The 14200-nt window shown below is 54.9% G+C and carries 11 protein-coding genes and 1 pseudogene; 6 read left to right on the top strand and 6 right to left on the bottom strand.

Annotated features, from left to right (window positions below; translation table 11 throughout):
* Positions 1-719: 719 nt before the first annotated feature.
* A complete protein-coding gene (locus AC01FP_RS13420; protein ID WP_474480902.1) occupies positions 720-1148 on the top strand; it encodes an EamA family transporter in 429 nt (142 codons plus the stop codon).
* Positions 1149-1555: 407 nt separating this feature from the next.
* Here AC01FP_RS13420 and AC01FP_RS13415 read toward each other — a convergent pair whose 3' ends face one another.
* The 3 genes from AC01FP_RS13415 to AC01FP_RS13405 all read right to left on the bottom strand — a co-directional run bounded on the left by AC01FP_RS13415 (position 1556) and on the right by AC01FP_RS13405 (position 5267).
* Positions 1556-1924, bottom strand: coding sequence for an AbrB family transcriptional regulator (locus AC01FP_RS13415; protein WP_474480901.1), 369 nt, complete (start codon positions 1922-1924; stop codon positions 1556-1558).
* A gap of 189 nt (positions 1925-2113) precedes the next feature.
* On the bottom strand, positions 2114-4300 hold the full coding sequence (locus AC01FP_RS13410) for a PhoX family protein (RefSeq protein ID WP_474480900.1): 2187 nt from the start codon (positions 4298-4300) through the stop codon (positions 2114-2116).
* A 7-nt stretch (positions 4301-4307) separates the two neighbouring features.
* Complete coding sequence (locus tag AC01FP_RS13405; RefSeq protein ID WP_474480899.1) at positions 4308-5267, bottom strand: esterase-like activity of phytase family protein; 960 nt, start codon at positions 5265-5267, stop codon at positions 4308-4310.
* 310 nt (positions 5268-5577) lie between these two features.
* Between AC01FP_RS13405 and AC01FP_RS13400 the strand changes: the two genes are divergently transcribed.
* Positions 5578-6117 carry an ATP-grasp domain-containing protein gene (locus tag AC01FP_RS13400; protein ID WP_474480904.1) on the top strand — a complete coding sequence of 180 codons (540 nt, stop codon included), beginning with the start codon at positions 5578-5580 and terminating at the stop codon, positions 6115-6117.
* 603 nt (positions 6118-6720) lie between these two features.
* A complete protein-coding gene (gene ppk2 / locus AC01FP_RS13395) occupies positions 6721-7755 on the top strand; it encodes a polyphosphate kinase 2 (RefSeq protein WP_474480898.1) in 1035 nt (344 codons plus the stop codon).
* Between the two features lie 47 nt (positions 7756-7802).
* Here ppk2 and AC01FP_RS13390 read toward each other — a convergent pair whose 3' ends face one another.
* Positions 7803-8087 carry a 2Fe-2S iron-sulfur cluster-binding protein gene (locus AC01FP_RS13390; RefSeq protein ID WP_474480896.1) on the bottom strand — a complete coding sequence of 95 codons (285 nt, stop codon included), beginning with the start codon at positions 8085-8087 and terminating at the stop codon, positions 7803-7805.
* A 212-nt stretch (positions 8088-8299) separates the two neighbouring features.
* Here AC01FP_RS13390 and AC01FP_RS13385 point away from each other — a divergent pair.
* A pseudogene (locus AC01FP_RS13385) lies at positions 8300-9852 on the top strand (NAD-dependent malic enzyme).
* 359 nt (positions 9853-10211) lie between these two features.
* On the opposite strand, the gene AC01FP_RS13380 reads toward AC01FP_RS13385, so the two are convergent.
* On the bottom strand, positions 10212-11165 hold the full coding sequence (locus AC01FP_RS13380) for a transglutaminase family protein (protein ID WP_474480895.1): 954 nt from the start codon (positions 11163-11165) through the stop codon (positions 10212-10214).
* A gap of 723 nt (positions 11166-11888) precedes the next feature.
* Between AC01FP_RS13380 and AC01FP_RS13375 the strand changes: the two genes are divergently transcribed.
* Positions 11889-12296, top strand: coding sequence for a hypothetical protein (locus tag AC01FP_RS13375; RefSeq protein ID WP_474480894.1), 408 nt, complete (start codon positions 11889-11891; stop codon positions 12294-12296).
* A 336-nt stretch (positions 12297-12632) separates the two neighbouring features.
* A complete protein-coding gene (locus AC01FP_RS13370; RefSeq protein WP_474480892.1) occupies positions 12633-13475 on the top strand; it encodes a sigma-70 family RNA polymerase sigma factor in 843 nt (280 codons plus the stop codon).
* A 26-nt stretch (positions 13476-13501) separates the two neighbouring features.
* On the opposite strand, the gene AC01FP_RS13365 is transcribed toward AC01FP_RS13370, so the two are convergent.
* A complete protein-coding gene (locus AC01FP_RS13365) occupies positions 13502-13771 on the bottom strand; it encodes a ribbon-helix-helix domain-containing protein (protein WP_474480891.1) in 270 nt (89 codons plus the stop codon).
* Positions 13772-14200: the final 429 nt, after the last annotated feature.

Raw genomic sequence — 14200 nt, 5'->3', positions numbered from 1 at the left:
TCGATCACCTTGTGGCTGCCCTTGTCCTTGATGGTGGATTTGATCAGCTCCGCCTGGTTGCGGTGCACGTAATGCTTATTCGGCTTACTCCATTCAAGCACCCCATAAACATAATAGCTTTCGCGTGCAGTTGGAAGCGTAGCTATGGTCTCATACCTGTTGTAAACATGGGGTTGTCACCCTTGCGTAAGGAAACTTTTCGCAAGGAGAAATGTGTAAGAAGTGCCATAACTCCCTGACTCAGATGCCATCAGGCCAAGGTCCACAAGGATTGGATCGACGCAACCAAATAGAATAAATGGCCGTGTCGTCGTCAGAATTGTACAGGGTAATTACACGAATATTCCGTCTATGAGGCATTCCAATAGTTCGCAATCAGTGGGACCTTGATTTCACGAAATCCACAGCATCTAAAAATAAATATTATCCAAAATGCCAATCAGGAAGTCGGGCAGGTAATTACTCTTACAGCAGAAGGCGTAATGCGATGTGTTTAGGGCTATTATTTGTATTTACTGATTGCAGACTAAAGGGCAATCAGTTGTAGCGGCCGAGAAATTCGCCAGGGTGGTCGATACGGCTGATGCGGATCCCAGAAGCCAGCTGGCCGTGAAAGCGCAGGGGATCCCCTAGCCCCCAATATTTTTGCCGGGCTTGTAAACAGAAGGCTTGCCAGCGCGAATAGCCTCTCTCCACAGCTTCCCGATGCAAGACGCCCCGTGCAAAACTGGCAGCTGTGGGCCGTAGCAGCCGCGCTCTCCGCAGCCGTCACCGCTTTATTAGTCAAGGTGGGTGTGCAGGGGGTGGATGCGGCAATGGCCACCCTGTTTCGCACCCTGGCCGTGGCGATTGTGCTGGCTCTGGTGCTGCTGGTAAGCGGCCGGCTCGATTGGCAGGAGCTGCGTCAGCTGCCCGCTCTGAGCCTGGGCGCTCTCGCCCTCTCCGCTCTGGCGACAGGGGTGTCGTGGTTCTGCTACAGCCGTGCCCTGCAGCTGGGGCCCGTCGCTGGGGTGGCGGCGCTCGACAAGCTCAGTGTTGTGCTGATTGCCCTGTTGGCGGTACTGCTGCTAGGTGAGCAGCTCGATCTCAAGGCCTGGCTCGGGGTTGTGCTGATGGCTATCGGCGCTGCTTTGGTGGCCTGGGTTTAATTACCGGCTACCGAACCGGAACCAATGAGCCCAACCCCCCTGACCTTTGGCTGCTCAGTGCACGAGCATCTAGGCGGACATTCCCCAGATCAGCTGCTGGCAAGCCAATAGCAGGGTCTGGTCTTTCGGCAGCCAATGGGGAGCAGCTCCATAGCGCCATAAACCAAAATTATCCAGACCCCTGGCTTCGTCACCTGGCTTCATAGTGCAATCAATGGCCATGGCTGACCCCTCCCTGATTCCCCAGGCCCTGGTCGAGGAAAACCGAGGGTCCTTTGTGATTGCCGCCGGCCAGACCAGCTGAGCTCGATGTCTTCGTACGGCTAAGGGAGCAGGGGCAAAAGTTAGTCGATGCTTGCGCAACCGCCAAACAAAATCCCTGGTCACCTAGGACAACCTTGGCGAGCTCACTCCTCTTCAACGGCACCTAAGGGAATCAGCTGGATCTGCTTGCGTCCGATCTTGATCTCGAACTCATCGCCGGGAAGTAGGTCGAGCACGGCGGTATAGGCCTTGCCCACCAGCAGATTGCCGTTGCCTTGAACAGTTGCGACATAGCTAAGGCTGCGACCACCTTTGCCCGTGCCCCGGCCGGCGCTATCGGTGCCGAGGTTCATACCCTTAGCGCCAAGCAGGGCCTCATAAAAGGCAGTGAAGTTGAGGCGCTCGCCGCCATCTTTTTTGGTACTCACATAGCCGCATTCGCGCACCAACTCAGACTTGGAGACATCGCCCAGATCCTTGACTTTGGCGAGCAGCTCAGGGCCGGTAATCATTTTGAAATTTGCATGGTCTTCAAAACATACCAAACTCACATGCTGTGTCAATCCACTACACCAGTAGGCAGGCCATTGCTGCCATTGGCTTCTGCCTAACCAGTAATCTAAATAGGCGCGATGGCCAAAGGCACTATCAACGAAGCGCTTCTCAGGTTCCTCCATCGCCATAACCCGAGCGGCCACCTATCAGCTCAGCAGGCGATTGCCATCGAGTCGACGGATCGCCACAACCCCGGGCCTGGGCGGCCGGGCGGGTACGCCGGAGGGCCAGTTAGAGCCGAGCGGTACCCAGCGCAACTGCTCAAAGCGTTGACCGTTGCGGTCCACCAGGCTGTGGGCTTGGGCTTCCACCTCCTTGCCTTGGCGCACTCCCTGACCCTCGCCAGGGTGCTGCACCGCCAGAAACAGCGTGCGGGCCTCGTTATCGAAGCAGGGCCCGCACAGCTCACACCCCACCGGACCGATCGCAAAGCAGAGGGCCTGGCCCGCCATTGCGCCTGCGCGCGGCAGCAGCCAGCAGCTGTTGTTGCCGAACACATCGAGGCCTGAACCACCAGAGCGATCGGTCACCAGCCAGAGGTTGCCGGATGGGTCGAAGGCCAAATTGTCGGGATGGCTAAAACCAAGCCCCCCCTGCCAGGGCAGGCCGCCAGCTGCCACCATCCGCCAGCGGAAGCTGGCCCCTCGGCCAGAGCCACCATCGCTCAGGCGCATCACCCAACCGTGGGGCCAGAGGAATTCGCCTTTGGGGCCGCGGAAGACCGCCGGATCACTGCAGCCACCATCATCACGGCCCGCCGCCGTGAAAGCGATCAGCAGGTCGCCATTGATCGGATCGATATCGGTGTCTTCTGGCCTGGGGCAGGCGGTGGCGCCAGCGGCGTTGGCGGCCAGATGGGCATCGATCAGGATCGCGCCCTGCTGGCGCAGCTGCGCCTCCCCGTCATTGCCGCCCAATGGGTAGAGATCGCCAAGGTTTTTGTAGCGGCTGCGGTAGGCCTGGAGTTCGGCATCGCTGTTAAGCGCTTCACTACCGCTGCGTTGGCGGTCGCTGTGGGGCAACACGGCTGGTTGCTGCCAGCCAAAGCGCTCGTAATGACTGGGGGGTTGCGGCTGGACCGCAGTAGCGGCCTCCAGGGCGATCCAGGTGCCGCTGCCTTCGGCGTTGAAACGGGCCACCTCCAGGCGCCCCGCTGCAAACAGCCGCGAATTGGTGCGATCGAGAGGATCTTGCACCAGCCCCTCACTGACAAAGCGGTACAAGTGCCCGCCGTGGCGATCGCAACCCGAGTACACCACCAGCGGCTCACCAGGCCGGGCCACAACGGCAACGGCTTCGTGGCGAAAGCGGCCCAGCAGGCTGTGTTTCACAGCAGGTTGGCTTGGCTCGCAGGGGTCGAATTCCACCATCCAGCCATACTTATTGCCGGCTAGCCCAAAGGGATTACCGAGTCCGTCGAGGCGTGCACCATCCCAGCGGAACGGCCGCGCTTCTGGGGAAGCCGCCGAGCCATCGGCATAGACGGCCTCGCTCACCTGCGACTGAAAGTTTTCCTCAGCGCTCAGCACGGTGCCCCAGGGGGTGGTGCCGCCGGCGCAATTGGCAAAGGTGCCGATGATCCTCTCGCCTTGGCCGTCTCGGTAGCCAAGCGGCTGGCTGTGGCGAAACACTGCCGCCGCCGGACCGCTGCAGCGCAGCGCCTGATCCGGCTGACTCAATCCGCTGAGGCCATCGATGCGCCGCTCGTAGCGACTGCCGCGGCTGCGGTGCCAGCCTGAGCTCCCCTGCTCAAGCTCGAGCACACCGATGCCGAGATCGGCCATGGCGGCGCGGGCCACGGCCTCGATCAGCGGCCGCAGCGGGTCGCTTGCCGTCAGGCTGGCCACGTCCACACTGCCGCCGCGGCTGGCCAATGCCTGCTGCAAAGTCTCCAGTGGCAGGGGGGTGCCCACGGCTTCTGAAAAGCCTGCCGACCAGGTCTGGGCACTGATGTATTCGAAGTTGATGCTCAACAAGGCCCTGCCGCCAGCTATGGGCTGAAAGGCGAGGTAGTCGTTGTTGAAGCCAACGCGACCCGTGGCGAGAGGATCGCCCCAAACAGCGAGCAGCTCGGCTCGGTACCCCTCGGGAACCAGCAGTTTGTCGTCGACGTTGAACGTCCGATAGATGCGCCGTTGCTCTGCCGCGCTCAGACCGTCAGCAGGCAAGGGCAGAGGTGCACGCACGGGCACAAAGGGCAGGGCAGCATTTCCTGCCGCCGTGCTGCTGCTGCGGACCTCAAGCTGCGGCAACAACATGGCAGCGGCGCTGCTGCCAGCACCGATGCCCAGTAATTCGAGCAGCTGGCGGCGTTTGAGCGCGGAGCGGTTCATTGCTGTTTCATTGCTGGGGTGGTGCTGAGCAGCCCGGCAGCTGGCGCGGCACCAGCCGGGCAAGGTGTGAGCGTTGCAGGGGATTGAAGTTGTCGTCGGTTGCCAGCAGCAAGCTTGGCCGACCATCACCAAGGGGCGGAGCCGCCACAAGCACTTCCCAATTATCTGGAGCCAGACCGAGCTGCAGCAGATTCCAGCTGATCAGTGGCGCTACAGGGGGAGCATCAGCGTTGCTGGTTGCGTTGGTTGTTAAGGCGCTGGCGGGATACAGCACTAGTCGCGCCTGCCACTGATCGGGTGCCGTAAACCGTCGCCATAAACCAAGCAGTCCCTGCTTACTGGCCAGCAGATCGGTGAGCCCCCAGCCTCCAGGTGGCAGGGCGAGAGGGCGCAGCTCTACAGGTTGCAAGACGCCGCTGGCATCAGGCGCCCAGCGCAGCAGCCGTACCCGATCGGGTGGATCTTGCAGCAGCGGCTGTTCGACCGCCATCAGCAAGGCCCCGTCTACGGGTGAACGGCTCAGGGACTCGGGGCCCCCATTGCTGCGCAGTCCACGGTCGGGTTGGAGGCGCCAATCTGGCGGCAGCTCCCGGCTACTTAAAAGCGAACCTGCGACCATGTCGTAGCGGAGCAACGCAGCGGGTTGCGCAGGTTGCTGCCGCCCCTCAGTGGCTACCCAAAAGTGCTGGGCCTCAACCACCAGCCCTTCTCCGTCCATGGGCTGCGGCTGCTTAAGCGGTAGCGGAGGCAGCGGCATGAGACCCTTCAGTCCGCCGGCTCGAAAGCCACGCCAGCGACTGATGCTGCCGCGGGGAGCATCACTCAGCAGCCATAACTCATCAACTTCTAGGCGGTAGGCCCCGGCTGAGAAGCCGCCCCCTTGGCTCGGCTCGATCAGCCGCTGCTCGACCACCTCCCAGCCGGCTGAGAGTGGACAGGGCAGGGAAATGGCAATGGGCGCGTCCATGACGAGTGCTCAGATCGACGCGGATATTTGAGTAGGAGTGGTCCAGAACTGGAACGACACCTTGCCGATGACGATCACCAAGTTGATCGAGACAAATGTGCTTCAGCTTTAGCAGAGCTGCTGCATTTTTGCCTGTTGCGCCTGCAGCATGTATCTGTGCTGCACAGGCTTGGAGCCATGGCCACGCCGCGAGAAAAGTGGGCTTATAGATAAGAAAGGCATGAACCTTTGGGTGCTCCAAAAGCGACCGACCGGCTTGGTCGAGCCCTACGAGTTGACGAGATGGCGGGAATAGGCGCGCGCACTTGACATTCGCTTTGAGACCATCGCACCGGAAGAAATTGATCTAATCGTTAGCCGCGGTGGCCAAAGGATTGGCTTTCCCTGTGTCATCAAGCTGCTAGTTGGCTCATATGGCAACGGAGTTATACTTAGCCGTGACCCAGTCAGTTTCCATGACCTGATGGAGCTGGTCTCCGGGCTTGATCGCTTCCAAAGCTTGATTTTGCAGGAGTATATCGGCACAAGACCCGGTAAGGACTTGCGGGTGTGGGTGATTGGTGGCCATGTAATCGGCGCCATGCTGCCCAGCAGCACCGACGGCAGTTTCAAAGCAAACATCAGCCGGAGTGGTTACGGGCAGGCATTTCCGCTCAACCTAAAGCTGGAGCGACTAGCGAGCGAATCAGCCGCCGCCTTGAATCTCGACATCGCCGGTGTCGACCTTCTCTTTGCTGACGATGGTTACAACATCTGCGAGGTCAACAGCGCCCCAGGCTTTCTGGGTTTTGAGACGGCTACAGGACTGAACGTGTCTCGGCAAGTGCTCGAGCACTATCGAGACCGATAGCAAGAGCAAAGCAAGCGGCATGGAAGACCGGATGGCCTGAGTGCAGATCAGGTTTAATCGCCACAGTGAATCCCTGCTTTTTTGCGCTGGTAAGTTGAAGCAGCGCAATCGTCTGCAATTGCAATCCCTACACGATCGGGCAGCAGGTTAGATCACATACTCTCTGCCAACCGTAGGAACCCAAATCGCTTGTGAAGGATTGAGTATCTGCAAGTGATGCATGCGAGACACTTGCAACAGCCTTTCGTGTACCATTGAACTGCTCCACCTCGTGAACTACTCTGTATTAGCGTTTGGCATACTGATAAATAATCCATTCACCCCTATAAGGAGCGGCAGAATTCTGCAATTTTTGCAATCTTTGGAATAAGTTAACCGGATTTATGGGTAAGCAGTGCAAGGACGACAGATATAATGACCTTAAAGCAGGGAAAAGGGTCGACAGTGTGCGCGGCACGCCTCGTTTAAAAATGAGGAAAAGCTGTTGACGAAGCCGTATCAGATGCCACCAGCTCACATTTATTCATAAAACGGTAGATAAATAGATTCATGGCAAATGGATCAGATCTGGAAGAAAAGCCATAGAAAACAGAGCTTGTAGCGATGGATGCTGCGGTTGCCGTGCGCAGATCTTATTTTAAAAATATTGCTAATTTGGCTATGAATGGAGACGTCTCAAAGCAAATCGAACCCCTATTCTCCCCAAAGCTAGCGAATGCTGAAAAACGCAAGAAAAAGAAAGGCAAAAAGAAACTTAAGGCAAATAATAGTTTGCTCTTTTCTAAATCTGACAGAACTGATCGCTACCAGCCATCTCCAATATTGGATGACTTCTCCACAAACTCCGAGGGGCGCCTCCCGAAACTTGATCGCAAATTCTATGAGAAAGAATTGGCAATTCTGCAAGTTGAACTTGTCAAGATGCAATATTGGATAAAACACACTGGGTATCGCATGGTTCTGCTATTTGGGGGCCGTGATGCGGCAGGCAAAGGAGGCACGATCAAGCGGGTAACTGAACCATTAAATCCCCGAGGCTGCACGGTGGTCGCCCTGGGTACCCCCTCAGATCAGCAAAAAAGCCAATGGTATTTTCAGCGTTATGTAGAGCATTTCCCTTCTGCTGGTGAAATGGTGCTTTTTGATCGCTCTTGGTATAATCGTGCCGGGGTAGAGAAGGTAATGGGTTTTTGTAGCCCTGAGCAGGTTGAGGAGTTTATGCAGTCCTGTCCTGAGTTTGAACGGATGCTGGTGCGCAGTGGCATAACATTGCTTAAGTATTGGTTTTCAGTAAGTGACGAGGAGCAGGAAGTTCGTTTTCGTTCAAGACTTGAGGATCCTGCTAGGCGGTGGAAACTCAGCCCAATGGATCTTGAGTCACGTGATCGCTGGGTGGAGTTTTCACGTGCAAAAGACGAAATGCTTTCACGCACCAATATTCCCGAGGCGCCATGGTTCACGGTAGAGGCAAACGACAAACGAAGGGCCCGGCTCAATTGTATTCGCCACATACTCAGCAAAGTTCCATACGAAGATATGACACCAGAGGCTATTGAGTTGCCTCCCCGCAAAAGCGTTGGCGATTATCAACGTCCGCCGCTTAACGAGCAATTTTTTGTGCCGAATGCATACCTATAACCCGTCAGAATTAAAACGAATAAGCCGCAGAACTAAACAATAGTTACTTATGCAATATCATCTTCTGCATTAGGCCGGATAGTGCAGTCGCTAAGTGGATAGCTCACGCACAGCAGAGCAAAGCCTTGGGCTATCTGCTCGTCATCTAAATAAGACTGATCAGACTGATCCACTTTGCCAGCCAAGAGCTGTCCGGCGCAGGTACTGCAGGCACCCGCCCTACAGGAGTAGGGAAGGTCAATACCCTGCTCGTCTGCTGCATCAAGGATGTAAGTGTCATCGGCACACGAGAATGATTCACCGCTGTCGAGAGTGACCGTGAATAAAGCCATTGGTGGAGCCACTTGAGAACGCTAGCTTGGGATCATCAAGACGCAGGTGACTGTGCTGACCGCTACCCCCTGCAACCCTGATTCTGGTTGGTTGCTCTTTGGCAACCTGCGCCACTGCTGCAGGAGTTCATCTGGCTTTGGTATTGGTAATAACTATTAAGGCTGCTCAGTCTCCGCTCCAGTAGCTTGATTCGGCGGCCTAACCCCAAGCCATGGATCAGCCAGTCGGCAAACGGGGACTTGATCTACTAAGGGATCCTGCTTCCAACAAGGGCACGGCTTTCTGCCTCTCTGAGCGCCGAGCCCTCGGTCTAGAGGGGTTGCTTCCACCCCAAGTGGAGAGCCTGGAACTGCAGGTGCAGCGATGCTGGGAAGCCTTCTGTCTTCTGCAAGGAAACCTGGATCGCTTTGCGTATGTCGATGGGCTTAGACGCAGCAATCTGGTGCTGTTTCACCGCTTCCTGGCCGATCATCTTGAGGCGGTGCTGCCGATCGTTTACACCCCCACCGTAGGAGCGGTGATCCAGGGCTTTAGCCGCAGTTACCGCACACCGATCGAAGGAGTGTTTCTCAGCACCGACCAGCGCGGCCGGCTGCGGCAGGTGCTGCGCAATGCCCTGAGCGGCCCAGTGGACCTAGTGCTTGTGACCGATTCCGAGGGGATCCTCGGCATAGGCGATCAAGGCGTCGGTGGCATCCATATCTGCCAGGGGAAACTCGCCGTTTACACCCTCTGCGCTGGACTCAACCCGAATCGGGTGCTTGCGGTAGCGCTGGACGCTGGCACAAACCGCCCCAGCTTGCTGGCCGATCCTCTCTACCCAGGCCTGCGTCAGCGGCGACTTGTTGGGGGGGCCTACCTGGCCTTTGTTGATGAGTTTGTGCAGGCGGTGCGACTGGAATGCCCAGGCGCCTGTCTGCACTGGGAAGACTTCGGAACCAGCAATGCTCGGACTCTGCTTGATCACTACCGCTGGACGGTGCCGAGCTTCAACGACGACATCCAGGGCACCAGTGGCGTAGTCAGTGCTGCAGTACTAGCAGCCAGCCGTGGGCTAGGGCAAAACTTGGCGGAGCAGCGAATCGTGCTGTTTGGTGCCGGCACGGCCGGTTGCGGCATTGCCGAAGGACTGGTGCGGCTGTTCGAGGGCGCCGGCCTTAGCCGTGAACAGGCGCGGCGGCAAATCTGGGCCATCGATCGGCAGGGCTGCTACTGGAGGGAATGGCGGATCTCAGCAAGGCAACCGCTCCCTTGGCCCGTGATCCAGCAGAGGTAGGCCAATGGCGGCGGGATAACAAGGGACGCATTGACCTTTTAACTGTGGTCGAGCAGGTGCGTCCCACGGTACTGATCGGAACCTCCACCGTGGCGGCAGCATTCAGCCAACAAGTGGTGGCGGCGATGGCCAACCACTGCCTCAATCCAGTGATCCTGCCCCTTTCCAACCCCACCAGCCTGGCTGAGGCCAACCCTGCTGATCTGCTGGCCTGGAGCGATGGGCGGGCTCTGGTGGCCACCGGCAGTCCGTTTGACCCCGTGGCTAGGCCGGAGGGAATGCGTGAGATCGGGCAGTGCAACAACTGCTTTTTGTTCCCTGGCCTTGGCTTTGCAACTGTGGCAGTGGGATTGCAGGCGATCAGCGACGGCATGATCGATGCGGGCCTGGAGGCCCTGGCTGCGCTGATCCCAGCCAGCCGCAATCCACAAGCGTCATTGATGCCGGCCCTCAGTGATGCAGCGGCTGTTGGCGCTGCGGTGGCGTAAGCCGTGGCCCGGGCAGGGGTCCGGGAGGGGCTGGCACCTGAGGGAATAAAGGAAGATGATGTGGCCGATCTCCTGGAGCGTTCACGCTGGACACCCCACTATCAATAACAAAGCCTATTGATATGATTTGGGTCCATCAAAATTAGCCCTGTATATTAACGCAAAAACGGGTGAAAAGAATTCACGTGTTGCACGTTCACTCGCCTTATTTATTGGCACATTTATATCAGCCAAACTTAAACATATGCTGACTAAAGCAACTTCACTGCCATGAATTCAGGCTACCAAAAACCTTAATTACTCACGGTTCATGGATTAGAAGAGCTGAATGTTCGTGCCACTCTGCCGAAACATCCTTACTAAACGTCAGCAGCTGAGGCCTTCTCGCCTATGTGCCACTGCTCCAGCGGAGCCAGCCGAAGTGGCTGGTCATGCTCGAGGGTTTGAAGCTCCCCGAGGTTTAGTGCGTTACGAACATCGACTTCATAACGCATAGACGAACCAACTCCGGTGCCGCGGTAACTCCCGCTTACAGCAGCAGCCAGGCGGTGATCGGGAGCGGCAGTTAGAACCACATGTCCATCAGCAACGGCAAGGCCAAGGCTGGGGTCATAGCCACGCCAACCGGCTCCGGGCAGATAAACCTCAGCCCAAGCGTGCAATTCATGTTGACTCACCTCCTCGGGGTGGTGCATTGAATAGCCACTCACGAAGCGAGCAGCAAGACCGAGGCTGCGGCAAGCTTCCACGTAAAGCATGGCGGTGTCGCGGCAGGCACCGCTCCGCGTGGTCAAAGTATCGATGGGCTCGAATGGCTGACCGTCAGGTCGGCCGACGTGGTGGAAACCTTGGTGAATCTCGTCGGCCAAGCGCATTAAGAAATCGACGGAGGAGCCACCGACAGCTGCAGCCAAATCAGCTGCCCATTGTTGAACAGCACTGGCAATGGGCTTGCCCAACTGCAGACAGGACACAAGTGAATTGGCTTCTGATGGCGGATAGCTAGCCGGTAGTTGCAATATCGGTGGATAGGTAACGACCCAACCAAAGGGGTTATCCCTAGTGGTGTGCACCACCATCTCAACCTCGATGCTGAGCTCCTGCAGCAGCCCATCAAACCAAACAACTAGTGCCTCACCACCATCAGCTTCAAGCACACAGCTGCTACCGCTCGGCTCCGGGGTTATCTGCATCTCGTGATGCAACAGGCGTTGAGCTGGGCAGCTGCGAGGGGTGAGCCTCAGAGTGGTGGGCTCAAGAAACACAGGCCTTTCATAGGCATACTGGAGAACATGACGAAGATGGAAAAACATTTCACTACGATTATTTCAACAATTATCGCCGCAACAAGGCATCACAGCATGTTTAAAACTACTTTTCAGCACATTGCCTACTCAAGCAGTGGCTGCAGCTCCCTGGCGATTGGGGCAGATTAGCCATCTGTGCTCTCTTTCTGCAAGAACAGCCTGACACGACTGACGCTGCTGCTCCGGATAGGGCAAAGAGTTTTGACATTAAGCGTTAACGTTAACGCTTAATGTCAAAACAAACGCTCGCATGCACTTGTGGGACTGTGATCTGGATAGCAATAGAGACTAGAAAAGCTGTGAGCTAAGAAGCTAGGGAGCAACGTGGATGGAAGCCCAGATATTATTGGAGCACGTTGACGCGCCACAAACCTGAGACGCCACCAGAAACTCAAATTTTCTGGATAAAAGATTTGCCAATTTTACTGCTGGTTCTACCTGGTGGTGGGGGGGGGGTGACGGTGTTGTAGCAGTAGGACCTGTTTTCATTTGTTAGGGGCAGCTTTCGGGTCTTACTAACAGCGCTGTGATCGGCCTGCTGCTGAATGTGCCTGGTGCCATGGGCTGAATTCTGAACATGCTCCTACTGATCTCTGGCAATGTCCCCCATGCCAGCCGCTGCAACCTCTAAAAAATCCGCCCGCCTCACCGAGATCGCTCCACAATTATCAGAGGCGCCACACCTATCAGCCACCACTAATGCACTCCACTACAAACCACGCCCAGCGATTGAGCACGCTTTGGCTTGCCTGGTTACTGGCCATGCTATTTCACGTGGATTTAGGCTTGATGCCACTGTTCCACGGTCAGTCACCCGAAATACATAGCCAGGTGCCGGTGGAAGCATTGCCCCTGCTGTTTGGGTTGATGTTGGGCTATTTCCTGCTACCAGTATTGACAATAGTGTTGATCAGCTACGCCGATTCAGCTGCCGGCTCAAGGAGTCGTTGGCGGCCTGTGCGGCGGCTCCACTTTTGGCTGAGTGTCATTTACACAATTACGAATGTGCTGCATCTCTTGGCTGACATTTATGTTCCCGATGCCCGTGTCGACCAGATTTTGCTGATGGCAGCGCTGACGCTGCTTGGGCTATTGATCAATCAAGAAGGCTGGCGCTGGTGGCGACAATACTCTTAACTATCTGCCTGGACTAGAGTGCTGCATATAAAAGGTATGCGACATATTTACTGATCACAGAGGAAATTCATTAGGCTTTTTAAAATCAAAGATTATCATTGCAATCGACCTGGCAGGCAAAAATATGTTTATTAGCTACAAATTAGCTTGGCTAATTGATTATGACCCTATTGGGGAAACGGCAAAGTGTTTGAGTTTGATGACTCTACACACGCTTCTCAACCGCAAAAAGGCGCACTTTGCAGCCACAAGCAGCATGGCATAAGCGGATATGCATCTTCTGCTTTGGAAAAGCCTTTCATGCAGGAGTATTAGGCTGCCTTCACGAATCACTTCATGACTGATTGCATTAGTGACTACCTCAAAACGATTGGGAGGATTCCTTTGCTGAGAGATGAAGAAGAGATTCAATATGGGAAAAAGATTCGAGAGTGGCTAGATCATGATAACTCGACATCAGAAATAGAGAGGCTTGGGCGCAGAGCCAAGGACCGTATGATCAATGGCAATCTAAGACTTGTGGTAAGTATTGCTAAACAATACAGTCGTCGTATTAGTGGAAACTCCATTGATACGATGGATCTCATTCAGGCGGGAAATTTAGGCCTTATTAGAGCTGTTGAAAAATATGACCCAGCAAGGGGCTACAGGTTTTCAACCTACGGTTACTGGTGGATCAAGCAATCTATAACAAGGCTTATTAATGAATCCGACCGGATTATTCGTGTTCCTCATTCTCTGCTTGCAATTGGTGCAAGGAGTAATAAACTCCAAGCAACTAATGAGAAGAACCTGGATCCCAATGAATCCTTAAAACTCAAAATTGACTTTTGCAAGAGAGATGAGCTGGCGAAGCTACTGGGCTTTTACAATAGAATAGTCTCTCTAGATCAATCTATCTCTAGTGGCGATTCAGGCGAAGTAAGCCTTAAAGACCTAATCCCAGGCCCAGATGATAATAAGATTTTGGATGACTACCTCTGGATGGAGCAGTATTTGAGTCAATTGTCAGCCGAAGAAGCTGAGATAATCAAGCTTAGATTCTATGCGGACAGGCGATTGTCACTAGTTGATGTCTCAAGATCAATGGGAAAAACTAGGCATCATATCCAGAATATCGAGCGTAGAGCGCTTAAAAAGCTGAAGTGGAGCATCGGCTCAGCGCTGAATCATGTATGATGCTTAGTTACTCCATCCTAGAAGGTTTATAATCTGTGGGCAAAGCTATTATGGCTATTACTAGTGCTATTCCGAAATTTATTAAGTAACATCCCATCAGCTCCCCCTTCCCTGAGGGGAGCCTGGGTCATCTCCCTTTGTTCTCTGAGTGAATCCTCTAATAGAAATGCACAGAGATTGGATAGCGAGCGACCTTCGTCGTCGGACCTTCTCAAAAGTGATTCGTGAACGTGATAGCTCAGGGTGATTGAAATCCTTTTGGGTTGGCGCTGAAGGATTCGAAGTTGATCATTCATGAGACTAATGCGATCAAGAGATTAGGGTTTGATGGCCTTGCCAACTACACTACTTTGAGTGCTGGTAGCAGCATATCGAAGTATTTCCATCACGAAGCGCTATTCACTGCACCTTTGGTGATACCAAAAAGCATCATACACCAGCGCAAGTAGGTCAACCTGCATAACTTTAAGTTATTTTGGAGCATTCTGCAGCAGGCATGGTGTAATGCTCTCGATAAAAAGAGTACGCTTGAGCAGCCGACAGGATTATGAGCTGATTGAGATTAGATCAGCAAATATACTCAATCTTCTAGTATTTAGCAACTAAAATGCTTTGAGCTCCGGCAAGCTAGCCAACTATTGGTATTGAACTGTGCCCCTGAATTGCAAACTACCTAAGGCAAATGCCAAAGGCAGCAAGATTTATCTATTTTCAAAGTTTTTTAT

It is taken from the genome of Cyanobium sp. NIVA-CYA 375, from assembly GCF_056108345.1.
Note: the sequence above shows the minus strand (reverse complement) of the source record. Positions and strands in the feature narration are given on the sequence as shown.